Raw genomic sequence first — 24,822 nt, 5'->3', positions numbered from 1 at the left:
TCCTCACAGCCCGGCAAGTGCCGAAATGAAGGCATCGACCGCTTTCCTGGCGGCCAGATAATCCTGCGGCTTGTTGACGATGACCGCGAAGGCCAGCACCCCGCCATTCTTGCGTGAAACGTTACCGGCCATCGACGTCACCTGATCCAGGGAACCGGTTTTCACCCGCAGCAGCCCCGCCGCGCTGGAATCCTGCAGACGGTTTTTGGCAGTGCCCACAAAACCGGGGACAGACAAACCCTCACCGGCGGCGGCACCTGGACCGGATTTGAGGTTGTGACTCTGCACTTCGACCAGCGTCTTGACCTCAAGCTGGGAGCCTTCAGAAAGACCGGAGCAATCGGCCATATGCAGGTTCGCCGTATCGACGCCAAGTTTGTCGAGCCTAGACTTGACGGCCTGGGTTGCGGCTTCCGGGCTGTTGCCTGCACCTGTTTTCAAGGCCAGAAGCCTGCCGAACTCCTCTATCAGCGTGTTGTCGGAATGACGCAGCGTGAAAGCCATCACCTCGGCCAACGTCGCGGAAGTGACCGTCGCGATGGTTTTGGCGTTTTTCGCGGCTTTTCCGCCTGCGACGTCGCCGTCCACGCCAATGCCGCGCTGGGCCAGCAAGGAGCCGAACACCACTGCCGCATCGTGCGCCGGCGTCGTGGACATTTCCGGATAAGCGCTGTAAAGGTCGGGATCGTGCTCCACGCCTTTCCATTGGCGCCCGCCATCCACTGCCATCGAGGAGATGCCGGTGAAATTGGTGTTGCCCACGTTGTTGGAGGCGATGGCGGCGGGGGAACGAACGGAGCCGAAAATCGTGTCATCGTATTTGAGATGAACCTGGCTGATGTTCTTGCTTTTCAGCTGCGCCACGGTCTGATCGGCGAGGGTGGCGAGTCCAGCTCTGCCGTTGATATGGTTGGGGTCACTCGCGCCCGCCCCGAGGAGCATGTCCCCGTCTGATTTGAGCGTCAACGTTGTTTGCTGCTGCTTCTGGCCTGCACCGGCAGGTACCGGGTCAAGCAGGGCGTCGGTGTGGAAGCTCGAACCCATATCAAGCGTCGAGGAGGAGGCCAACGCAGTCAGGGTCTTCATCGTCGAAGCCGGTTCACGAGGCGTATCAGCATTGCGCGAATCGACAATCTTGCCGTCAGAGTCGGCGATGGCAAGCGAAAAATCACCGCCCAGACCTGGGGTGGCGGCAAAGGCGTTGATTATGGATTCCGTCGCGTTTTTGTCGATCGGCTTATTGAGATCCACCGAATCCGCGATTGATTGGGCGGCGCGGACGGAACCGGAAATGGAGGATGTCGTTTTCCCTGCGGGAAGTATCGTCAGCGGGCCGGGCATAACCCCGTTGATATCGGCCATGAAATAACCGGCCGCGACAAGCAGGGTCACCAAGGCCGACACGACGATACGCAATACACGATAGCGCGCGAGGTGCAGGGCCTGACGCGAATGCGCCCCATGAGACGAATAAGATGGTCCCGCTGTATTTACAACCGTTCTTCTATGCTCGTTCAAAGCCAACCTAGCCCTTGTGCTCGATGGGCTTCCACTGGGCCTTCGAGAAGATGGCCTGGAAGGAAATCGGCACGTAACTGGCCATATAGATCGGGAAGCTCAGCACATAGGCCAAAAGCTCCTTGTTGGAGGCACCGATCTGGTCGCGTTCGGCAAAGACGGTGAGCGCTGCCAGAAGCATCATACCCAAGAGGCCCATGCAGCCACCGACCAGCCATCCGGACAGCGAACCGATCTGGCTCGACCATGAGACGAAGCCGAAGGCCGCAAAAAGAATGCCGAATACCACACGCAGAACGCCAAGCACGGTGAACGGGCAGATGAGCATGGTGAAATCGACGGCGGAGAAATCGCGCTCGCGCACGGCTCGTTTGATCAGCAGTGGCCCGTAGTAACGGAACACCTGCAGGAACCCTTTGCTCCAACGCAGCCTTTGCCGCCAGCTCTGGCCGAAGGAATCAGGCTGTTCGTCGTAGAGGATGGCCGTGCCGCAGTAACCGATGCGGTCGCCGTGAAGCACGGAATCCATCGTGAACTCGAGATCTTCGGTCAACAGGTGGAATTTCCAGCCGTTGTTGCGTTGCATCACCTCTCGCGAGAACATGAAGCCGGTGCCGCCGACGTGGCAGCTTGAGCCGAAAAGCATGCGCGAGTTGTTCAAGAAACGAGATTCGCGGATGAACCAGAGCGCCGAACCCGAGGAGACCCAGTTGTCGGAAAGGTTGGTGGAGTTGCGGTAGCTCGTCAGTATCTTGAAGCCGGACTGGAAGGCCTTGTTCATTTCCTCGATATAGTGCTTGTCAAGTCGGTTGTCGGCATCAAAGACGAAGAAGGCGTCATAGTCGTTGGCCACGCCCTTGTCGATCATCGCGTCGAGCAGGTAGGTCAGCGCGTAGCCTTTGCCTATCTGCTGCAGATTATGGCGTTCGACGACATTGCAGTCCATCTTACGCACTTCTTCGGCGGTTTTGTCGGTGCAATTGTCGGCCACCAGCCAGATGTCGACAAGGCGTGAAGGATAGGTCTGGTTCCTGATGGAATTGATGAGATTGGGAACGACAGTTTCCTCGTTACGCGCCGAAATCAGCACCGCATAACGCTTGTCCATCGGCGCTTCCGGAAACGTAATACGATGATGGAAGAGCGATGCTACAATGCAGACCGCTTGGTAGCCGAGGCTTACGACACCCAGAATGAACATCAGGATGTCCAGGATATTCAGCAATACCATATCAGCGCCACCTGCTCCTCGGATTATCCGTCTTCTCGTTCTCCGTTTTGTCGTTGCCCACTCTACCTTGGGCGGCACCCTTCGCCTTAACGTCTGGTTTTTTGCTTTCCGCGGCACCGGTGGCTTTGGCCTTGTCTTGCTGCAACTCCTGGGTGTCGAGATCGTCGGAACCGTCCTCTGCGATTCCCTTAAGCGGCTTGCGCTCCCTCTTCTCGGTTTCGGAAAGCACGCCCTTGGGGATGGCGATGGTCTCGGATTCATCGAGGTCGCGAGACGTGGACTTGGCATTCGATTCGACGGAGATGCGATAGGCCTCGTCGCGCAGGTTGCGCAGCGTATCGTCGACGGGGACCCTTGCGCTCGAGCCTTTGGCGGCACGCGGCATACGCTGGGCGACCGGCTGCACCACATGTTCGTTGAACGCTTCGGCCCCGGCGACGACCTTGGACTTCTTGACCGGCACCGGATCGCTCATCAACGGCGATTCCACCAGCTCATAACGCTTGGTATACACCTTGAAGAGGGCCTGCAGGCTTGCGGTGATAGGCAGGGCGAGGAACGCGCCAAGGGCGCCGAAGACGGCCCCCAATACCAAGACCGAAAGGAAGGCGATGGCAGGGTTCAAGTCCATGGTCCGCTGGGAGACCTTCGGCGAAATGATGAGGTTCTCAATCTGCTGGTAGATGACGATGAAGACGACCACGGCCACTCCGTAGAGGAAGCCACGCGAGGACCAGGCGAAGATGACCGGCAAAGCACCGCCGATATATGTGCCGATGGTCGGGACGAACTGGGAAACGATGCCGCAGAAAAGGGCCAGGGGCAGCCAATTGGGCACCTTGATGATCATCAGGAATATCGAGGTGAAGAACGCGTTGAACGCGGCAAGGATCGTACGCGAGAAAAGGAAACCGGAAATCTGGTCCTGCACGACGGTCCAGGCCAAAAGGAAGCGGCGTTGGGTGACCGGGCCAAGCCATTGGCACAGGCTCCTGCGCATCTTGGGACCTGCCGCAGAAACGTAATACGTTACCATGACGATGGTCAGGATGTTGATCAGGGCGCTCACGAGGCCCACGGTGGTGCTCAGCGCCTGACCCGCGAAATCGGTGACCCACGAGGTCTGCAGGTTTTTGGCGATCTCGCTGCCGAGATTGGAGATTTCCGGAAGCTTGAAGTCGGTGTATTGCGCAACGAGGTGTTGTGCCTGTGAGTACAAGTCGGGAATCCCCTTGATCATCGAAATCATTTGCTGCACAAACATGTTGCCGAACAGCCCAAGCAGCGCCAGCACGATGACAATGAGCCCGACCAGGGTGGCCGCCGCAGCCGCCCCACGCTTCCAGCCATGCCGCACCAGACGAACGACCAGGGGCTCCATGGCGAGCGCCACGAAGATGGAGATGACGATGTCGAGGACGATGAACGATACCTTGCTCCACGACCTGAAGATGAAAATGCAGACGAAAACCGCTATCGCGGTATACAACAGGGCCCGCCCCCACCAATCCGGCGGCCTGCGGGAGTCCCCTTTCTGGGGAAAAACCGAAGCGAAATCTATTTTCTGGCTCTCGATGGCGCCATCTTTTTGTCCGCGTTCCTTCATGATTTCCAATCCTACCCCGCCCCATGTGTAGGCAACTAGGCATATCCTCGTATATCATGGTCAAAGTTTCTATCGTAATACCTGCATACAACGAACAGGACCGTATCGTCAGCTGCCTGACGAACGCCGTCTGCCAGTCCATTGCGCCTTACGAAGTCATCGTCGTCGACAACAAATCGACCGATCGGACCTGTGAACTCGTGCAGCGATTCATTGACCAACATGGTGATTCTTCTTGCGTTAAATTAGTCCATCAGAATAACGAGCAGGGTCTCGTTCCCACCCGCAACTTCGGATTTTCCGTGGCCAAAGGCGACGTATATGGACGCATCGACGCGGACTGCATGCTCAAACCAGACTGGGTCAAGGTCGTCACCGGCATCTTCGGGCACGACCCGAGCGTCATGGGCGCCACCGGACCGGCGGTCTATTACGATATGCCGGCCAAACACCTTGGGCTTCATGGTGACAACAAGGTGCGCAAAGTCACCTATCGCGCGGACAACGACAAGGTGCTGCTCTTCGGCTCCAACATGGCCCTGCGCGCCAGCGCATGGGAGAAAATCAAAGACAAGGTGTGCCGCGACAAGCCCGACATCATGCACGAGGACATTGATATCTCCCTGCACCTGCTCGATCAGGGGCTTAAGACCGTCTATTGCGAGCGTATGATCACAGGGGTCTCCGCCCGGCGTATGGACACGCCCTTCTCCTCGTTCCGCAAGTACATGCAACGCTTCCAGAATACCTTTGACGCCCATCCCAACCATACGCGGTCGCACGATACCGAACGCACGCTTTACGCCCTTTACCCGATGCTGCGGGCCGTCTACCCGGTCTATCAGAACTACCTGGTCCACAAAAACGTCAATCCAGCCCAACGCATATGGAGCAAGGAGCAGCGCACCCTCGAAACGAATGACGCGGCGGAAGCGGTCGGAAAGGAAAAACAATAAAAAATGGGAACACAACTGACGGTGTGGGGCTGGCAGGCCCTTTATCTTTTTGAGGCGTTGGTTCTCTCGACTCTCATCGGCCTTGAACGTCAAGCAAGACACAAGGACGCAGGCACACGCACCCATGCCTTGGTAGGCGTCGGCTCGGCGCTCTTCGTCATCATCAGCAAGTACGGCTTCATCGATATGCTCACGGCCTCGCCCAACATCAGGGTGGACGCCTCACGTGTGGCCGCACAGATCGTCTCCGGCATCGGCTTCATCGGCGCAGGCGTCGTCTTCACCCAACGCTCGCATGTGCGCGGGCTTACCACGGCAGCCTCCATCTGGATGACAGCGGCCATCGGCTCGGCATGTGGGGCGGGCCTTTTCGTACCGGCTTTGGCATGTACGATCCTCTATTTCCTGGCGGTGACGCTGCTGCCCTTCCTCACCAGGCTCATCGCACCTGGCATCGGCAGCGACGATATGCTGCGCCTCAAATATCGGGACGGCCACGGCATCCTGCGTTCAATCCTTTCAGTCTGCGCCCAACACGGGGTTTCCGTCGAAGGCTTTTCGACCAGAAAATCCAAAGACCAGGAGGACGAGGAGCCTGGCAGCCGAGGCCACATTGTTTCCGCAGACCTTGAAGTACGCGGACGCGACAGCAAGGAACTCATCGGGGACCTGAGCGACATCGACGGAGTGATTTCCGTCACAAGAATCAATAATAACGATTGACCTAGAGTGAATTAAGTCCTAGCTATATAGCTGATTCGATCACTTTGGTCTTTCTTTCACGTTTAATATCGGCCAACATGCTATATTAGGTACGTTCGTCTGATTAGTGAAGACTTTCGAGAGGTTAGGTAGGCATGCCAAATCAACAGGAACTCCTGTTGCGCGATGATTTGAAGCGCGTGGTGCAAACGATGCACTCAGAAGAGGATAATGTCACCCCCTATCGCGAGGATTACCGTCATTTGCTTGACAACCACGGCAAAATGATTCGCGCCTCACTGGTACTGCTTTTCTCTTATGTCGTCCAGGAAGGCAAACCCCGTCACGTCGATGAAAAGATTATCACCGGCGCAGCGGCAATCGAAATGCTTCATCTGGCGACCTTGGTGCACGACGACGTACTCGACAACGCCTCGGTACGCCGCAACCAGCCGACCATCCAGACCGTGCGCGGCAACAAGGCCGCGATTTACCTGGGCGACCTCATTCTCTCCCGCTATATGGAAATCATCGCCACCATAGCCCCCGACACGGCTTTCATCGCCGAACAGGCACATACCGTCAATGAAATCGTCTCGGGAGACCTGCTGCAGGAAGCTGCCCGCCACGATACCAGCACCACCAAGGAATACTACGAACGCGCCATCACCGGCAAGACCGCGGCCCTCTTCCGCTTGGCGGCCATTACCGGAATCAAGCTGACCACAGACTCCCCCTCACCCCAAACGCTTGAGCAAGGGGCGAAATTCGGTGAGCATCTGGGCATCGCTTTCCAGATTCTCGATGATATCGGAGATTTCGACGTCGCCCACGACACCGGCAAGCCAAAGCTCGAAGACATCCGCGACGGCATTTACACGTTGCCCGTCATTCTGGCGTTTGAGGCCGACCCCTCGTTCGTGGACATCGTCAAACTCGACGACCCGCTCAAGGTGCTCGACTATTTCAAGGCCAATCCCCAATTCATCGACGGCGCCAAACATGAGGCGCTGAAGCACCTTGAAGCCGCCAAGGACGTCATCGCCGACAAGAAATACCCGGCAATCAATGCCGGCACCGTCAAGGCATTGGTCGACGTCATCGACAAATACATCGCCACGCTCTGAAGCTGCGGTTTTCCGATTCCCTCGGAACGGTTAGATCACCAAGCAGCCGAACAGGTATCCGGCAGACGATGAATAGTTGACGTTCAAACCGCAAATTTCAAAGTGTAAATTCCAAGCAATAAACTTCAGATTTAGAACCGCAAATTTCATCAACCCTAATACAGTGAGCGGGCGGATGCCAGAAAACATCCGCCCGCTCACTGTATTATCAACGGCTTAATCCGCTACGTTCCGTTCAACGTCGTTCAATGTCGCGTTTAACGCGCCGTTTCCAGCTCGCCGACATCGAGACGGTAAAGCTCGCGGAAACGCTCGTTCGTCCGATAAAGCTCGGTGGGAGCGCCCTGCATGGCGATCTTGCCATTGTCGAGGAAGATGACCTTGTCCGACTGTTCCAGACCCTGCAGATGGTGGGTGACCCAGAGCATCGTGCGGCTTCCGGCAGCGGAGAAAATCATCGACATCAGTTCGCGTTCGGTAATCGGGTCGAGGCCGATGGTCGGTTCGTCCAGCAAGATTACCGGGGTGTCCTTCAACACGATACGGGCCAAAGCGATGCGCTGGCGCTGGCCTCCGGAGAAGCGCTGGCCGGCCTCGTCGACTGAAGTGTCGATGCCTTCGGGAAGCGCCCGGACGACTTCGTCGAGCTGGACGGCCTTGAGCGCCGCCCACACTTGTTCATCTGTGGCGTCCGTCGCGCCCAGACGCACGTTCTCGGCGATGGTGGAATTGAAGAGGAACGCCTGCTGATTCAGATAGCCGAAGATGCGGGCGCGCTCATCCTGCAATGCCGCCACGGGGATGCCGTTGATGGTGATGCTGCCTTGTTGCGGAACCAGGTCGCCAAGCAGAAGCTGGAGAATCGTGGTCTTGCCTTCGCCGCTTGGGCCGAGCAGCGCGACCTTCTCCCCCGCCTTGATATGCAGTGTGAAATCGTCGAGCAGCACCGGCTGGCCGGGGCCGTAAGCAAAGGTGACATGGTCGAAATCGATCTCTTCGATGGGGCCGTTGAGCTTTTGTTGCGTCACCGGGGCCTGTTGACGGCCTTCGACACGATTGGTCAGGTCGTTCAGATGCTCCAAAGAATCGCTGTAAAGCGGTATCTCGGCGGTGGCCTGGGCCACGTTGATGAAGCAGTCCACCAGCGGGAATACGGCAAGGACGATGGAGGCGGACCAGTCGGCGACGGACTTGGAACCGGTCATGGTCATGCCGGCCCCGACCATCAGACCGATGGCGATAACGCCGAAAACCACCTGGATGGCGAAGTTGCGCCAGCGTTCAAAGATCTTCTGCTGGTCCTTGCTCTCCTGGATCCGCTGGTATTCGTCGGCTCCGATGGAAACGAAATCCTTGTCCTTGTGGGTGATGACCCAGTCGCTCAGGCCGAGGTAGCTTTCGGTGACCTTGGTGTATTCCTGCGCCTGCTGTTGCTTTTCCAGCGCAAAATGACCGGTGGAGAAGCTCAGCGAGACCAGCGGGATAAGTATCAAGACCAACGCGAGCATCAGGAAAAGCAGCAGCGAGGAGACCCAAGAGAAGATGCCCATGGCGATGGTGACGATAAGCCAAATGATATAGGCCACTACCGTCGGGAAAATGGTGCGCAGGTAGAAGTTCTCGAGATGATCGAGATCGTCCGCCAGAAGGCTCAACACGCTGCCTGTACGCTCGTGTTCGTTGAGGAAGGCGGCGTCCTTGGAGAGGGTGCGGTAAAGCTGCACGCGCAGCTTGGAGATGACGTGGAGCACCCAGTCGTGGCTTTTGAGCTGTTCGACGTATTTGAACACGGGCCGGCCGATGCCGAAGGCGCGGGTCAGGACGATGGGCACGTAGACCATCAGAATGTTATAAGGCATACGCGCAGAACGATTGATGAGGTAGCCAGCGGTGAACATGAGGGCCGCCGCGCAGACGAAGGTCATGGACCCCAAGAAGAAGATCAGAGCGAGCGTGCGCTTGTTTTCTTTGAGATATGGCCAGAACCAGTGGTCGTTGTTCCAGATCTTGAGGTAATCGCGCAATCTGGTCTTGCCGCCTTGCGATGCTGCGGAAGGTGTAGCCGCTGCTGTTTCACCGGTGTTGTTCATTGTCTTGCCGTTCGTACCCGTTTTCCGAGAGGTGTTCATGGTTGATGTCGTCTGTGTTTCAGTCGAGGTACTGGTCAATCTGGTTACCTCCCATCTCGCCGATGAGGTGGTCCAGCGGACCGCCTGCGCCTATCAGTTCCTTGGGTGCGCCCGATTCGACCACTTTGCCTTCGTCGAGCACAAGCACCTGGTCGACGTCTGCCAGCCAGTGCAGACGGTGTGTGGCGAGGATCACCAGATGGTTCTCCATGATCGACAGCAACGTCTTCTTAAGGTCGTATTCGGTTTCGATGTCAAGGTGTGCGGTCGGTTCGTCGAACAGCAGCACCTCACGGGACTTGTCAAGCAGGACGCGGGCAAGGGCGATGCGTTGGGCCTGACCGCCGCTGATGCCGCGGTTGCCCTCGCCTATCAGAGTGTCAAGTCCGTCACCGAGCTCTGCCAGCCACTCGTCTAGACCGGCTTCATGCGCGGCCGATCTGACATCCTCATCACTGGCGTCGCCCACATAGAAACGGATATTGTCGGCGATGGAGCCGCTGAAAATGTACGGGGTCTGCGGGATATAGCTGATATGGCGCTGCCATGCCTCGACATTGAAATTCTTGAGGGGCTTACCGTCAAGTTCGATGGAACCTGCGTGGGGGATATTGAATCCGGCGAGCAGATTGACCAATGTTGATTTGCCGGCTCCGGACTTGCCGATGACGGCGATTTTGCCATAACCTTTGAAATTCATCGAGATATGATGCAAAGCATCAGGTTGTGCCGGCGTCTGAACCGCGGCGGCAACGGCCGGACTCTCGCCATCGGAAGCCATCCCGGCAGTGCTCCCGGCCTGATTCGTCTCGGAAGCATTTTTCCTCTCGCGCTTATTACGCCCTCGACGGCCTTTGGCCTTGGAATTCGTGGAATCAGCGGACGTCTTATCATCTTCGCCTTCGCGCTGTTGCTCCACCGCGTTCATGGCCACACTATGGCTGGCCACGGTCTGCGTATCATCGCCATCCTGCGGCTTGCTGCCGGCGGGATAGGCGAAATCGATATCCTTGAGCTTGAGCTCGCTGTCGGCCTTCCAGCCGTCCCACTTGGTCTTAGTATCCTGCGGGGTTTCAGGGCTGTCGATGAAGCTCATGATGTCATGCAGAGCGTTCTTGCCATCGAGCGTGGCATGGTAGTTGTCTCCGAACTGGCGGACCGGCAGGAAGTAGTCAGGTGCCATAATCAGGGCGAACATGGCCGGGAAGAGCGGCATGGTGCCGTTGACCAGACGCAGGCCCAGGAATACGGCCATGATGGCGATGCCCAGCGTGGTGAACCAATCGAGAGCGAAGGTCGAGGTCATCGCCACCTTGAGCACGTCGATGGTCCGTTTGCGGAACCGTTCGCTGACGCTGTAGATCTCACCTTCGTATTCCTTGTCGACGCCGAGCATCTTCAGGGTCGGCAGGCCCAGGATGCTGTCGACGAATTTGGTGTTGAGGATATTGAATTGGGCATACTGCTTGTTGGAACGGTCACGGGCGGCAAGTCCCAAAATGACCATAAAGAAGATGATGAGCGGGTACATGAGCAGCAGAATCAGGCCGCTGACCCAGTCCTGCCACCATACGGCCACAAGGATGACCAGTGAGATGAGCATCATATCCGTCATCTTCGGCAGAAGAATCTCGATATAGCTTTTGACCTGGTCAAGTCCGTCAATCAGCATCGTCACCGTCGAACCGGTGCCGCGCGAAGCAAGTCCCTGCGGACCGAGACGGAAGATCTTTTCCTGCAGTTGCGGGCGAATCTGGCCGGCGACATATTTGCCGTATTTGCTCGAGATTCTCTGCTTGGCCACATCGCACAAGTGACGCAACGCATAAAAAACAAGAAATTCTATAGCTGGGCCGACCAACGTGGAGACGGCGTGCAACTTCCATATCTCCACCAGTCCCCGTGCCAAGCCGTGGGCCTGTCCGACGATGCACAGCGCCTGTATCAGCGAGAGCAGGGCCAAAAGCCCCATACGCTGACGCACCCCGTCGAACCTGAATAGACTTTTATCGATCACGACCAGTCCCAACTACTAACAAATAATTTTAAAAGACAAAGAAAAACCCGATGTTCCCTGCGGCAACGAACATTATCGAATATTCATTGCCGCAGGAAGAAGACATCGGGAATTGATGATTTTCCATCGAAAAACTAACGTTAGTTCGTTAGTAGACCGAGGCCGCCTTGATTGAAGCCGGCGAATCGTCGGTAATCAGACGCTTCCTCTGGATATAGTACGACCAGATGAAGTAGATCAGGACGATCGGCAGCAGGCAGCAGAGCACGATGGTCATGATTTCCAGCGTGTACTGCGAGGACGAGGCAACGGACACGGCCAGGCTCTTGGACGGGTCGGTCGCGATCATCACGTTCGGGAAAAGCCCGTTGAAGATGAAGGCGATGATACCGGCAAGGGTGACGCCAGTGGAGATGAAGGCGAAACCGCCGCGCTTCTTGTACGTTGCGATATGGCCGCAAATCGTCGCGGCCAGGATGACCACGGTGATCAGCAGTGTGGACTTGGTGCGACGCTGATAGAAATCAGTGAAGATGAACGCCAAGATCACGAAGATCACGAGTGCCGGATAGGCGATCCAGTAGACCTTCTTGGAGGTGTTGAGCATCCTCTCGGAGGTCTTCGCATCGAGCTTCAGGCTCAGGAAGTGCAGGCCGTGCAGGAAGCTGAAGAACACCACAGCAACGCCGCCGACGATGGAGAGCCAGTTGACCACATCGAAGAATCCGGCGTGAACGTTGCCCTGCGCATCCATCGGGACGCCCTGGATGACGCTGGTTAGCATCATGCCCAGGCCGAACGGCGCGATGACGCTGCCGGCGAAGTTGGCCCACTGCCAGACGTTGCGTTCACGATCGGTGACCGCATGAGAGGCGAACTCGAAGGAGACACCACGCAGGATGAGGCCGACCAGCACGATGAAGAGCAGCAGGTAATAACCGGAGAAGAGGCTTGCATACCACAGCGGGAAGGACGCGAACATCGCGCCGCCACCGGTGATGAGCCAGACCTCATTGGCGTCCCAGTGCGGGCCGATCGCACGCATGTAGAGCGCACGTTCGTCACCGTTGTGGGCCAGAACGCGTGTGGCCATGCCGACACCGAAATCGATGCCGTCAAGGAAGAGGAAGATGGCGAATACCAATGCAATCACAAAGAACCACAGCAATTGCAGGAAATTGTTGCCATCGATCAAAGGCTTAGCGAGAAACTGGGTCATGCCAACGCCACCTTCCTATTGGCTGCGTGGGCACCGACATGAGAACCTTCGGTAACCGGCTGCGTAGCGGTTTGCGGATCCGGCTCCGGCCCCTGATGGAGCACGCGACGAGAGTAGAAGATCATCACGCCGCCCATGAGGCAGAAGAGCAGGAAGTAAACAATGTTGGTAATCAGCAGGCTGGTCACTGTAGCTGTCGGCGAGACGGCGTCAGCGATGGTCTGCAGACCATAAACGATCCACGGATAGCGACCGAGCTCGGTAATGAGCCAGCCACCGGTGGTGCCGATGAACGGCAGATAGGTGCAGACACCCAAGACCCAGAGCTTCCAGCGGCTGTCCGCCAGAGTGTTCTTGGACTTGCGGGTGAACCACAGCGTGCAGATTGCGAGAATCAACACGGCGAAACCGACGGCGGCCATGAAGCGGAAGCTCCAGAACAGCACGTTGGTAGGCACGTAGTAGTTCGAGATCTCAGGATGAGCGATGCCGTTCTTGATGATCTTGCCACGCTCACCGAGGAACTGCTGGTTCAAGGTGTTCATGCCTTGAATGGTTCCGCCGTAAAGCTTGTGGAATGCGAGCAGCGAGAGCATGCCCGGAATCTCCAGGCCAGCGGACTTGTGGGCGCCTTCGTTGATGAGACCGACGACCATCCACGGAGCGGGGCTCTTGAGATCCTCGTAAATGCCTTCAGTGGCTGCGAACTTCATCGGCTGATCCTTGATGATCTCAAGGGTCTGCAGATCGCCGGTGATGATGACGAGAATAGAGCCGATCAGCGCGATGATGGCACCGACGCGGATCGAACGGTTGAAGAAGGCCCGATCAGCATTCTTGTGCATGAAGCCGAAAGCACTCATGCCGACCACAACCATGCCGCCAAGCATCAATGCGCCGGTGGCGATATGCGGGAATTCACGCCAAAGCTGGGGGTTACTGATAACTGCGGCGAAATTCGTCATTTCGGCGTGGCCGGTCTTCTTGTTGATGCCATAGCCGACAGGATTCTGCATGAAGCTGTTTGCAGCGAGAATCCAAATGGCGGAGCATGTGGAACCGAACCAAGTCAACCAAATGAAGATGACATGGACGCCCGGCTTGAAGCGGTTCCAAGTGAACATCCAAACGCCGATGAACGTGGACTCCATGAAGAACGCCAGAAGGGCCTCAATGGCCAGCGGCGCACCGAAGATGTCGCCCATGAAACGCGAATAGTTCGACCAGTTCATACCGAACTGGAATTCCTGAATGATGCCGGTCACTACGCCAACGGCGAAGCCCAAGAGGAAAATCTTTCCCCAGAACTGCGCCATACGCTTATAAATGTATTTCCGCTTCACTACGTATATCGTTTCCATTACGGCGACGGTAAACGCCAAACCGATAGTCAACGGTACGAAGAAGAAGTGGAAGACCGTCGTCATCGCGAACTGGAATCGCGATAACCCTAGAACAGTCATTTTTATCCTTTCTTCCCATGTATTTCTTACTTATAAAGTAAGAAATCAGTCACCTTCAAGCATAGTACGAATATTGGTCAACTCCAAAGTGGAACGATCAGCAATGAACTTTTTGGTAACGCCGGCAATCCATCCCTTGAGATTCCAATGGCCAAACATGTCAATCGATGCAATCCCTGCCTTAGGCCCAAGCGAGCAAACAGTGCCAAGAGCATTGAAGACAAACTTCTTGGTGGGCTGGCCGTTCATCAACGCCACAAGGTTCTCAGCCACGCAATCGGCCTGGGCAATGGAAATCTGCGCCGTGGTCGGGTAAAGCCGGCCGTTGCTCGGGTTCGGAACGGCGGAAACGTCGCCGATCAGGAATTGGTCCGGAAGCCCATTGACACGAAGGTCATCAGTGACGACTACACGGTTACGCTTCTGGTCATAACCGGAATCGGCAATGACATGGCTGCCGTGCACACCGGTGGTCCAAATGATGGTATTGGCCGGGAATTCCTTGTCGTTGCTCATCACGGCACTCGGCTTGACCTCGGTGATGGGAGTGGAGACATGGAAGGTGACGTTCCTTTTCTCAAGGTACTTGACACCCCATTGCGACAGTTTCGGGTCGAACATCGGGAGAATCTTCGGGCTGGCCTCGATGCAGTCGATCTTGACTTGGTTGAGGGGGAAGCCATATTCCTTGGCGAGACGTGGCAGTCGATAAACGAGCTCACCGATATACTCGATGCTGGTGAAGCCGGCACCACACACGATGATACGCAAATCGTTGGGATCATGGCTTGTCTTGTAACGCTTCAAAGTATCTTCAAGATGCTTGCGCGCCGCCAATGCGGTGTTGATGTCGATGATCGGCCAGCCGTTCTCGTCGGCACCCTTGATGCCGAAGGTCTCGGATTCGAAGCCCAAGCAATTGACCAGATAATCGTACTGAAGAGGAGCATTGTTCCTGAGTTCAACGCTTTTGGCGTCCTGATCGATGCGAATAACCTCATCGATGATTACCTGAACGTTTTTCTTATTGGCAAATGTCTGAGCAACATCAAAGGTAATGTCGGCAGGCTCCTTGGTGCCAGCCGCCACTTCGTGCAACTGGGTGGTCTGATAATGATACGGATTTTTGTTGACCAGCACAATCTGGGCGGCTACACCCGAACTGGCTAATTTTTTAACGGTGCGCATACCTGCATAACCTGCGCCGAGAACGACGATTCTCTTCATTCCAATCACTTTTCCTTATAGCTTAACCACAAAATGAGGAGCTTTACGAAGCAAGCGCCATCATTGCCAACACTTTCCAACAATATATGAAAAGCTGAACAAAAAACGATTAAAATAGCCAAAAAATCTGCAAAAAACGAAAAAACGATTTTTTTATGGGATAAATCACGCCTCAGCCATTCTTTTGCGGCCAAAACCGTTCTAAAAGCTCACTTTTGCGACAAAAGGTCAAATTACGTCGCCATTAATCGCATTAAAACATCAATCGATAATTATTGCCAAATTTAAATAAAATGAGGGTGCCTCCGGAAGATTGGCACTTACCGGATGCACCCTCAAGACTTTATGACATTTCGACATAGGAAGACGGTCAGTTACGCCTTCATGATGCCGGAGACATCCGTCAGTTCGGTGACGGAACGATCGGCGACGGCCTTCTTGGCGACAGACGCCTTCGAGCCCTTGAGCTTCCAATGGCCGCCCATGTCGACTTCAGCGATGCCGGTCTTGGGTCCAAGCGAGCAAAGCGTGCCGAGGGACTTGTAGACGAACTTCTTCGGCTGCTCCCCCTTGATGCGCGCAACGATATTGTCCGCGGCGGTATCGGCCTCGGCGATGGAAATCTGCGCCGTGGTCGGGTAAAGACGGCCGTTGTCTGGGTTCGGGACGGCGGAAACATCGCCGACGAGGAACTCCTCGGGGTGACCCTTCACCGACAGATCGTCCTCGACGACCACGCGGTTGCGCTTCTGGTCATAACCGGAATCCGCGATGACGTGGCTGCCGTGCACACCGGTAGTCCAGATGATGGTGTTGGCCGGGTAGGCGGTGTCGTTGCTCATCACGGCATTCGGCTTGACCTCGGTGATCGGGGTGCCTGCGTGGAACGTGACGCCATGGTCCTCAAGGAACTTGACGCCCCAATCGGCCAGCTTCGGGTCGAACATCGGCAGAATCTTCGGCGTCGCCTCGATGCAGTCGATCTTGACCTTATCCAGCGGGAAGTCATATTCCTTGGCCATGTCGGGCAGACGATAGACCAGCTCGCCCAGATACTCGATGGATGTGAAGCCTGCACCGCAGACCACGACGTGCAAGTCGTTCTCATCATGACTGGTCTTGTAGTTCTTCAGCGTATCCTCAAGATGCTTACGCGCGGCGACGGCCGTATCGATGTCGATCAGCGGCCAGCCGTTTTCGTCGGCCCCCTTGATGCCGAACGTCTCGGACTCGAAGCCCAGAGCGTTGACCAGATAATCGTAGGAAAGCGGTTCGCCGTTCTTTAGTTCGACCTTCTTGGCGTCCTGGTCGACCTTGGTGACTTCGTCGATGACCACTTTGACCTTCGGATCCACTGCCTTGCGCACATCGAAGGTAATCTGATCGGGTTCCTTGGTACCGGCGGCCACCTCGTGCAGCTCGGTGGACTGATAATGATACGGATTCTTGTTGACCAGGATGATATCGGCGTCAACATTGGCCTTGACAAGTTGCTTCGCAGTACGCATACCGCCGTAACCTGCACCAAGAATAACGATTGTAGTCATCGCAAACCCCCTCCATTGGGAATTGTATAAAAGTGAATACTACCGAATACTACAGTAAGCAGTATTCACTTTTTGTTTATTATTTACAATCTCAAAATATCTACTTAAGGCAAGAAAAACGATTTGATTTGCATAATCAGATACATTTCTGCACGATTCGACTACCCAATATGACATATTTCACAAAATATACAACAGTAATACAGTTTATAAAAACGTTTGCATCAATGACGTGTAACACTTTTTTGTATGCTGTATAGGAGCCCTAGACTCTCGCTCGCACCAGCGCACGCTTGCACCGGCGGAAGAAAAGAAGCAAACCAACCGTTAGCGAAGAGACGCCGGCGGCATCCGACAGGTCCGTCTTTATCCAAAGTTAAATCTGGCAGAAATATTACGACAACCCCATTAACCATGGCCCCACTTTGACCACACGTTTTTTCTCGTTCCAGGCATTTGAGGTTTCTGGACCAGAATATTCGGCTCATAACCGGGATTTGATGTGTTCAACGAAAGGACCGAAACCTATACAAAATTACTGGAAGCATCGCTAATTACTAAGTACGAGCCTGAGAAAATTGATGTTTGAAAACCCTTGAAAAAGTACCCCCCAAGAGAGTCGAACTCTTGTTGTCAGATTGAAAGTCTGGTGTCCTAACCGTTAGACGAGGGGGGCTAACAACCTACTCAGTCTAAAATATGAACCCGACTCAAGCAAGTCTCGGCGTGTTGGCAATCGTCAGACAAAACGTGATATTTCAGCAAACACGAATCCCGGCTCTTGCTAACGCGCTTAACGTACCAATATACATAGGGAATACGTACAGGAATAATTGACTTCACTGAAAGTGGCATACCAAGAAACGGAAATGCAGCTCATCCAACTAGCCTGCACAAATCCGAAGCCTCTATTCACAGTTTCAAGACCATGCCGCTATCTAAACGGCCAAGCCTCACGAATTCAAAGCCGCGCCCACAAACTCAGAGCGCCTCATATGTGAAGTCGTGAATCACACGGCCCGCCGCCAAGCCCTTTTTCTCGAAATTGGTGAGAACCCTGCCTTCGTAACGTTTCGATTCCTTAAAATCGGCGTGAGGCAGCGACGCGGCCCTGTCCGCCGTCCCCTTGCCGACATGCTCGGTGGGCAGCGAAACCGTAAGCGTGCCGGCATTGGCAAAATCGGTGCGTCCGTCCATCACTTCGTGAACGTGCAGGGCGTAATCCTCAATGTCGGTCGCGAGTCTCCACACGCCATCCTCACCCAGCGCCTTGCGGACGTCTGCCGCGAGCGCTGGCTGGACGATACGCCGCTTATGATGGCGCATTTTGGGCCAAGGATCGGGAAAGAACGTCCAAACCTCATCAGCCACGCCGGGCTCACACGCCGTGAAAAGCTCTGGCGCGTTGATTTGGGCGACGCGCAGGTTGGCGAGCCCGAGCTTGCCGGCGCGCAGCATGGTATGCGCAACGCCGGGATCATAGACCTCCACCGCAAGGAAATTGGTCTCGGGGTGTGTCTGCGCAGCGGCGATGATGTTCTCGCCCTGTCCCGTGCCGATCTCAATGATCAGCGGATGCTCATTGCCCCAAGCCTTGCGCACAAAATCACGACTGAAGGCAAATCCGGGCTTCAGGTCGAGCAGCCCCTCCCCTTCGTTGATGTCCAGTAGAAAATCGGGCGAATAGCGCTGCCACGCCCTCTTGAGACGGTCGTCAAGACGTCCCGTTCGCCGGACATATGAGAGTACATGATGGATTCTTTTGTCGTTTTCCTGCACGAACCCCAAGTTTAACGGAAGGCAGACCCCGAAACTTCACCATACACGCGTAGACTGTAGGCTATGACCGACAACGATTTCAACGCGAACCCACAACAAGGGCAGCCTCCCTACCAATACGGCGACGCAGGCCAGCAGACGGGGCCGCAAGCACCACAGGCTCCATACCAATACGCCGGCTCGGACCAGCAGATGCCGAATTACCAACCGTATGGTTCGGTACCGCCATCTGGGCCCGGACCAATGCCACCTGCCGCGGGGCCCAGCCAGATGCCGCCTATGGGGCCTCAGGGTTACTACTATCCTCCGGCACCAAACCAAAAGTGGAACACGCTTTGCGTCATCGGCTTTATCCTTTCCTTCTTCGTGCCGATTATCGGGCTGGCACTTTCCATAGTCGCGATGGTTCAGATCAATCGCAGCGGAGAGAAAAGCAAGGGAATGGCCGTCGCCGGAATCGCCATCGGTGCGGTTTTGACGATTTTAGATATTATCGTTGTCATCGCGCTCGTGTCGGCGTTCGGTTATGCGTTCAACCATATAGATTCCGACGATGAAGACTGCCATGGATCGGACTGCAACTCCGACCCCTACGATGACGACGATGACCCCGACGACGACAACGAAGACACGAACTATACCTATTATCTTTATGACTTTGAATTACAAACGGCGGACAATACCATATAAATCATTGGCATCATAGGCGACACGCTGAAACCGCTCCGGGGTTGCGTTTGGCCGGATTCTGAGTAATATTAACACTCGGCTGCTTGATGAAAGCAAGCCACGGCTCCGTAGCTCAGTTGGTTAGAGCGCCGCCCTGTCACGGCGGAGGTCACCAGTTCAAGTCTGGCCGGAGTCGCTCGAATGGTCTTAAGCCCGGTTCGCCGGGTTTTTGATTTATTCATGGCTCTGTAGCTCAGTTGGTAGAGCGAACGACTGAAAATCGTTAGGTCAGCGGATCGATGCCGCTCGGAGCCACCACTCAGGTCTCGAAACCAAGTAATCACAACGGTTTCGAGGCTTTTTGATTTTTGAAGCTATACCGTAATCTAGCGCATGAAATGTCCAATCAGAGCTGTTCTCAAGTCAGAAGTTCGGGCAGAAGCGCTTTAGCATATCCACCACTTTTCGTCGAATCGCTATAGTTATGGCATTATGCTGAAAGAAATTCTTATTTGATATTAATTATCGGTTTATAATAAAAGTACACTTACAAAGAAGAAAGCGAAGGAGGTGCTTATGTTCTGGCAAGTTGTTACGAATCTCGCAAAATGGGCTATGGATTTCTTCACCTATTTCCCAATTCCGACGCTTTTCTGATATAGGTTTCAGAAGGGAAATTTAGAAGAAGCTCTGCAAATCGGTGCATCGCTGCCGATTCCAGCAGTTCTCTCATCGAGATTTTCATAATACAAATCTAAACAGCATAACCGTAATACCCGGATTTGATTCGTTCAAATCCGGGTATTGCTATGTCTAAGATCTGATGTCCTCAAGCCTTGTTCCCTAGAAGTTATAGGCCCAAGCAGCCACTCAGAGCTGCTTGGCGACCCAATCGACGATGTAAGGGGCGACGCCATCGATCTGGTCGATGGCGATGTCGAAATCGCGCGGGCCACCGTACCACGGGTCGACCAGATCGATGTCGCTTTCGTGGCCGGGCGCAGGCTTGGGCAGGTTCGGGTCGAAGCTGCGGTAGAGATGTACTTCAGGTTTCTTGTCGGATGGCAACAGACGAAGCAGTCCCCTTTCGTGCGAGGCGGTCATGGGCAGGAACAGGTCACTCTCGTCAATTTCTTCGGCGGTGATGCGGTGCGCGAAATGATGCTTGGGAATCTCGTATCCGCGCTGGTGCAGCACGCGCACGGCACGTGGGTCGATCGGGTGGCTGTGTTCCTCGTCGCTGACACCGCTGGACATCACACGCACCTTATTCCCCAACCCGCGTTCCTCGAAGTTGGCGCGCAGAATGATCTCGGCCATCGGGGAACGGCAGATATTGCCAGTGCAGACGGTCATGACGGTGTATGGGTGATTGGACATAGCTGGAGTATCTTTCCTCATATGAATATGAATGACATTGCTACAGCCATCATAACGGACCGACCGTAATAGGCTCTCGCGCAACAAACCGGATATCGATCCTTATGCGACAAGCAATATTGTGGGCTATAGGCCAGAATATTTGGTTTATGACCGTGGTTTGGCCTTGTGGAAGTAAACTTTTCGTCCTGTTTTTCTTTTTCTGATAAGTCGGGCGTGGCAGTGCCGATTCTTGGGGTATGTGTACGAAGTCGAGGCAGGCTTGGCATCGCAAGCGTTTACCGCAACATATCAAACCAATTAACGACATCGGGCCAAATAATAAACGACGCAGATACAACCGCGAAAGCAATCGTATCTGCGTCGATATTAAAAAAGGATCTTACCGATTCTTGTGATAGGTGACGAAACGGTAGGCTTCGACGGCGCCTTCCGGCTTGCCGGGAGTCATCCACGGTCCATCGTCCTGCACGCTCCAAGCCCCAGCGCGCACCAGCTCATCCATATCGGGCGCGTACGTGTCCGCGTCGAAACGGCCGCGGATATAGGTGACATACGCTTTGTTGGCGAACGGCATGATGGCTCGGAAGAGCTGCGCTCCCCCGATCACCCAGATCTCGCTGCGGTCCAAGCCGTCGTCGGGAATGGCTTCCTGACGTGCGAAATCGAGAGCCGCCTGGATATCGTTGGCGGTCGTAGCCCCTGTGGCACGCCAGTTCGGGTCGTGCGAGACGACGATATTGTCGCGGTTCGGCAAGGGCCGATATTTCGGATCAAGCGAATCCCATGTCTTTCGACCCATGATCACCGGGTGCGAAACGGTGAGTTCCTTGAAACGCTTCATGTCTTCGGCAAGATGCCATGGCATCCCGCCTTTGAACCCCATCGCATCGGGACGGCCCTGCATATCCTCACCGCACGCCCAGATGAGATTGACCGAAAACGTCTTGACGACATCGTCTCCCCAGTCCTCGGTGACTTTTTGCCCGGCAAGTCCGGGCTCGGGTTCGTGATAGCCAGTTCGGCTACTGTCATGCTCCATTTCGTTTACTCCTTGAATTAGGCAGTATTTATTTAGTCTAACCAACGGTTCAGACGCGTTTCACACCCTTTGAAACCTGCCTGGAACCCTGCGTCGCCACGCCTCAGACCGCGACCGGAGCTTTGATGGCCGGATGGTGCTGGTAATTGACGATTTTGAAGTCCTCGTACCGGTAATCGAAAATCGAACCGGCCTTGTTGATTTCGATCTGTGGGTACGGGTAAGGATCTCGGGAAAGCTGGGTCAAAACCTGCTCGATGTGGTTGTCGTAGACATGGCAATCGCCGCCCGTCCAGACGAACTCCCCCGGCTTCAGGCCGGTCTGCTGCGCCATCATCAAGGTGAGCAACGAATAGGACGCAATGTTGAACGGCACCCCCAGGAACATATCGCAGGAACGCTGGTAGAGCTGGCAGGAGAGCTTGCCATCGGCCACATAGAACTGGAAAAGGGCGTGGCAGGGCGGCAGAGCCATCTGCTCGACCTCGGCCGGGTTCCAAGCGGTGACGATCATACGGCGGGAATCGGGATGCGTTTTGATGAGATTAAGCACATTGGAAATCTGATCGATGGTGCGGTTCGGATTGTCCTTCGTCGGTGCCGGCCAACTGCGCCACTGCACGCCGTAGACAGGTCCCAAATCGCCGTTCTCGTCGGCCCACTCATCCCAGATGTGTACATTGTTTTCCTGCAACCAGCGCACATTGCTGGAACCCTTGAGGAACCACAACAGCTCGTAGGCGATGCCTTTGAAATAGACCGTCTTGGTGGTCAGGAGCGGAAAGCCTTTGGAAAGGTCGAAACGCATCTGACGGCCGAACAGGGAAATCGTGCCCGTACCGGTACGGTCGGTTTTGAGCGTTCCTTGCGTAAGAATATCCCGTACCAAATCCTCGTAGGGCATGGGAATATCGGTTTTGGGGCGCGCGGGAATCCTCTGACGAATTTCTTCAAGCTGTTCTTGGGTCAACATAACTGACCATTCTAGCAACCAGTATCGGCCATGTCGACGTCGTAACGACAAACCATTCGTCTATCAGAAGACATTGGAACCATGAGAATTACTTGAGGACACGTAATTGTGTCTTTTTACTTAGACCAATAAAGCAGATAAGTAAAAGGACACAAATGGATCGGCAAAACTGTGCAACCGGTCACACCACTTTCATTTCACTGCTAGAAAAGAAGAGGATCCGGCTGTATGCTGTTCGTCCCACGCCCTGCACCGGAAACACATAACGACGGGGCTTGGGGATAGATTGGTAGGGATAAGTCTTGAAACAAAGCAAGGCATAACCGCGAGGAGGTACGCAATGGCAAAGAAACTGTGGGTCGAGCGCAACAAGGATGGTTCCTGGGACGCGTTCAGCGACGACGGCGCACATATCAAGTTCGGGCATGGCAAAGGCCTGTTCAATCCCGGCGATCTGATGAAGGTGGCGCTGGCGGGCTGCGGCGCACTTTCCAGCCAGATGACCATCGAGAATTCGCTGGGCGAAGGCAAGGGCGCGAAGATCACCGTCGACGGCGATTACGACCGCGAGGCCGACGGCTACACCGCGTTCCGCGAGCAGGTGGTTGTTGACGCACAAAGCGCCGGCATCCATGGCGAGGATGTCGAGAAGCTCAAGGATCGCGTCGAAAAGCACATCGAGAAGTCCTGCACGGTGATGCACACCTATGAGCGCGCCACACCGGTAAGTATGGAAGTCAAGGTGCTGACCAAGTAGTTTCAGAAGTCTGCTGTAACGTCGCTATAGTAGTTTTTCGTGACGTTGCAGCAGACACGTTGCATACAGCCGGCGAAATTGCATTGCCATAGATACGTCGCAGCAAAGCGTTGATGCAGATACGTGTGGATGCAGATACGTTGTAAACAGCAGCGTCATAGACACGTTGCACTGAACACATTGTTACCGATACGGCTTGGAATGCATTGCCATGGGCGAGTTGCAGCAAACACGACTTAAACGGCAAAAAGGGCGGTGCCGATATCCGTTATGGATAATCGGCACCGCCCTTTTATCGCAGTATCGTTATCGGCTGATCTGTCAATCAGACCGACAACAAATAAAAGCCGCAATCAGCCCTTGTGCTCTGGATCGATGGAGGATTCGATGGCTTCGGCCGCGGAGCTGTCGGCAGTCTTCACGGAGACCTGCTCGACACCTTCGATGCCTTCGATAGTGCCGTCGGAACGCGACTTTTCGGCTTCCACGTACTTGCGCGGCACCACGTAAACCGGGCCGGCAGCATGCTGGATGAGCCCCTGGCTGGTGGAGCCGACCAGAAGACCGGTGAATCCGCCCTTGCCGCGGGAACCGACCACGACGATGTCGTGATCGTAGCTGGCCTTGGTCAGGGCGCTTACAGCGGATTCGGGAACGATGGTCTTGGTGATCTTCAAGTCCGGGTGAGCCTTGCGGACAGGAGCGATCTGCGTTTCGAGATCTTCCATATAGGAATCGTAGACGCCGTCCTCATCGCTGACACCCTGCAGACCTGCCACAGCGTCGATGACGTCGAGCTCGGCGCCACGGTCGGAGGAAAGGTCGGCCGCGATCTGCAGCGCCTTCAATCCCCATGCGCTGGCGTCGATGCCGACGGCCACACGCTTGATGGTGTTATTCAAATGCATCGTCTTGCCATCGTCATCGGTATAGGGAACGACGATAATCGGGCAGTACGCATAGGCCGGCAGCGAGGAGCTGGTGGTTCCCAGCAGCCGCTCGGCCAGGCCGCCCTTGCCACGGTTGCCGATGACAATCAGGTTGTAGTTGCGCGAAAGTTCGACGAACACCGACGAGGGATCGCCGGTGACGATCAACGTCTGCGCCTCGACGCCCTGCTCGTCGGCGATGGCCTTGGCCTTGGAAAGAATCTCTTGCGCATCGATGTGGGCCGCGTTGTCATCGCCCATGGAAGTGTAAGTGGAATCGAACGAAACCGCCGCATAGCTGGGAAGCGAATAAGCGCAAACGATCTGCAGCGTCAATCCTGCGTGCTTGGCGTAATTCGCCGCCCACCAGGTCGCCTTGTAGCTGGCTTGCGAACCATCAACACCTACCAGAACAGCCTTGTCGTTTACCATGACTACCTCCTTGACATACGTAATACCGCTCATAACGGCTCTACCTCAAGAATACCAGCCTTGAGAGTCAAGCACTAAATTCTTCATTATACAAGAAAACGTGTCCCTTTTCGAGACAC

General features: G+C 55.2%; 19 protein-coding genes and 3 tRNA genes. 7 read left to right on the top strand and 15 right to left on the bottom strand.

From position 1 onward, the window contains the following. Window positions 1-3: 3 nt before the first annotated feature. The 3 genes from OZX67_RS02955 to OZX67_RS02945 are packed head-to-tail and all read right to left on the bottom strand — an operon-like array spanning window position 4 to window position 4,355. Complete coding sequence (locus OZX67_RS02955; protein ID WP_348519612.1) at window positions 4-1,518, bottom strand: D-alanyl-D-alanine carboxypeptidase; 1,515 nt, start codon at window positions 1,516-1,518, stop codon at window positions 4-6. Between the two features lie 7 nt (window positions 1,519-1,525). Further along, on the bottom strand, window positions 1,526-2,749 hold the full coding sequence (locus tag OZX67_RS02950; RefSeq protein ID WP_277144016.1) for a glycosyltransferase family 2 protein: 1,224 nt from the start codon (window positions 2,747-2,749) through the stop codon (window positions 1,526-1,528). A 1-nt stretch (window position 2,750) separates the two neighbouring features. Then, window positions 2,751-4,355 (bottom strand): AI-2E family transporter, encoded by a 1,605-nt coding sequence (locus tag OZX67_RS02945; RefSeq protein ID WP_277144014.1) that lies wholly within the window; start codon window positions 4,353-4,355, stop codon window positions 2,751-2,753. 56 nt (window positions 4,356-4,411) lie between these two features. Here OZX67_RS02945 and OZX67_RS02940 point away from each other — a divergent pair, with 56 nt between their 5' ends. The 3 genes from OZX67_RS02940 (at window position 4,412) to OZX67_RS02930 (ending at window position 7,140) form a co-directional block, all read left to right on the top strand. Next, entirely contained in the window at window positions 4,412-5,311 is a 900-nt protein-coding gene (locus OZX67_RS02940) for a glycosyltransferase family 2 protein (RefSeq protein ID WP_277144011.1), read from the top strand. A gap of 3 nt (window positions 5,312-5,314) precedes the next feature. Beyond that, complete coding sequence (locus OZX67_RS02935; protein WP_277144009.1) at window positions 5,315-6,034, top strand: MgtC/SapB family protein; 720 nt, start codon at window positions 5,315-5,317, stop codon at window positions 6,032-6,034. A gap of 134 nt (window positions 6,035-6,168) precedes the next feature. Continuing rightward, window positions 6,169-7,140, top strand: coding sequence for a polyprenyl synthetase family protein (locus OZX67_RS02930; RefSeq protein WP_277144007.1), 972 nt, complete (start codon window positions 6,169-6,171; stop codon window positions 7,138-7,140). 257 nt (window positions 7,141-7,397) lie between these two features. Here the strand turns inward: OZX67_RS02930 and cydC are convergent, their stop codons facing one another. From cydC to trmB, 8 genes are all read right to left on the bottom strand, one after another. Beyond that, window positions 7,398-9,230, bottom strand: a complete 1,833-nt coding sequence (cydC, locus tag OZX67_RS02925; protein WP_277144005.1) for a thiol reductant ABC exporter subunit CydC — start codon at window positions 9,228-9,230, stop codon at window positions 7,398-7,400. Between the two features lie 58 nt (window positions 9,231-9,288). After that, complete coding sequence (locus OZX67_RS02920; RefSeq protein ID WP_277144003.1) at window positions 9,289-11,286, bottom strand: ABC transporter ATP-binding protein/permease; 1,998 nt, start codon at window positions 11,284-11,286, stop codon at window positions 9,289-9,291. A gap of 148 nt (window positions 11,287-11,434) precedes the next feature. Further along, window positions 11,435-12,505, bottom strand: a complete 1,071-nt coding sequence (cydB, locus tag OZX67_RS02915) for a cytochrome d ubiquinol oxidase subunit II (protein ID WP_277144001.1) — start codon at window positions 12,503-12,505, stop codon at window positions 11,435-11,437. After that, complete coding sequence (locus tag OZX67_RS02910; protein WP_277143999.1) at window positions 12,502-13,968, bottom strand: cytochrome ubiquinol oxidase subunit I; 1,467 nt, start codon at window positions 13,966-13,968, stop codon at window positions 12,502-12,504. Before OZX67_RS02910 ends, cydB begins: the two co-directional genes overlap by 4 nt. A 45-nt stretch (window positions 13,969-14,013) precedes the next feature. Beyond that, window positions 14,014-15,195 carry an NAD(P)/FAD-dependent oxidoreductase gene (locus OZX67_RS02905; protein ID WP_277143996.1) on the bottom strand — a complete coding sequence of 394 codons (1,182 nt, stop codon included), beginning with the start codon at window positions 15,193-15,195 and terminating at the stop codon, window positions 14,014-14,016. Window positions 15,196-15,569: 374 nt separating this feature from the next. After that, window positions 15,570-16,742, bottom strand: coding sequence for an NAD(P)/FAD-dependent oxidoreductase (locus OZX67_RS02900; protein WP_277143994.1), 1,173 nt, complete (start codon window positions 16,740-16,742; stop codon window positions 15,570-15,572). A 604-nt stretch (window positions 16,743-17,346) separates the two neighbouring features. Continuing rightward, a tRNA-Glu gene (locus OZX67_RS02895) sits at window positions 17,347-17,418 on the bottom strand. A 305-nt stretch (window positions 17,419-17,723) separates the two neighbouring features. Then, on the bottom strand, window positions 17,724-18,521 hold the full coding sequence (gene trmB, locus OZX67_RS02890) for a tRNA (guanosine(46)-N7)-methyltransferase TrmB (protein ID WP_277143992.1): 798 nt from the start codon (window positions 18,519-18,521) through the stop codon (window positions 17,724-17,726). A 63-nt stretch (window positions 18,522-18,584) separates the two neighbouring features. On the opposite strand from trmB, the gene OZX67_RS02885 reads away from it, so the two are divergent. From OZX67_RS02885 to OZX67_RS02875, 3 genes are all read left to right on the top strand, one after another. Next, window positions 18,585-19,211, top strand: a complete 627-nt coding sequence (locus OZX67_RS02885) for a DUF4190 domain-containing protein (RefSeq protein WP_277143990.1) — start codon at window positions 18,585-18,587, stop codon at window positions 19,209-19,211. Between the two features lie 101 nt (window positions 19,212-19,312). Next, window positions 19,313-19,386: transfer RNA gene (locus tag OZX67_RS02880), tRNA-Asp, on the top strand. 46 nt (window positions 19,387-19,432) lie between these two features. Continuing rightward, window positions 19,433-19,508: transfer RNA gene (locus OZX67_RS02875), tRNA-Phe, on the top strand. A gap of 552 nt (window positions 19,509-20,060) precedes the next feature. Here OZX67_RS02875 and OZX67_RS02870 read toward each other — a convergent pair. The 3 genes from OZX67_RS02870 to OZX67_RS02860 form a co-directional block, all read right to left on the bottom strand. After that, window positions 20,061-20,570, bottom strand: a complete 510-nt coding sequence (locus OZX67_RS02870) for a low molecular weight protein-tyrosine-phosphatase (RefSeq protein WP_277143988.1) — start codon at window positions 20,568-20,570, stop codon at window positions 20,061-20,063. A 382-nt stretch (window positions 20,571-20,952) separates the two neighbouring features. After that, entirely contained in the window at window positions 20,953-21,612 is a 660-nt protein-coding gene (locus OZX67_RS02865; protein ID WP_277143986.1) for a dihydrofolate reductase, read from the bottom strand. 103 nt (window positions 21,613-21,715) lie between these two features. Beyond that, window positions 21,716-22,585 (bottom strand): thymidylate synthase, encoded by an 870-nt coding sequence (locus OZX67_RS02860; protein WP_277143983.1) that lies wholly within the window; start codon window positions 22,583-22,585, stop codon window positions 21,716-21,718. A gap of 340 nt (window positions 22,586-22,925) precedes the next feature. On the opposite strand from OZX67_RS02860, the gene OZX67_RS02855 reads away from it, so the two are divergent. Next, window positions 22,926-23,342, top strand: a complete 417-nt coding sequence (locus OZX67_RS02855; protein WP_277143981.1) for an OsmC family protein — start codon at window positions 22,926-22,928, stop codon at window positions 23,340-23,342. A gap of 353 nt (window positions 23,343-23,695) precedes the next feature. Here the strand turns inward: OZX67_RS02855 and OZX67_RS02850 are convergent, their stop codons facing one another. Then, a complete protein-coding gene (locus OZX67_RS02850; RefSeq protein WP_277143979.1) occupies window positions 23,696-24,703 on the bottom strand; it encodes a universal stress protein in 1,008 nt (335 codons plus the stop codon). Between the last annotated feature and the right edge of the window lie 119 nt (window positions 24,704-24,822).

Source organism: Bifidobacterium sp. ESL0728 (assembly GCF_029392015.1).
Taxonomy (GTDB): Bacteria; Actinomycetota; Actinomycetes; order Actinomycetales; family Bifidobacteriaceae; genus Bifidobacterium.
This window is presented reverse-complemented; position numbering and strand designations above follow the sequence as displayed.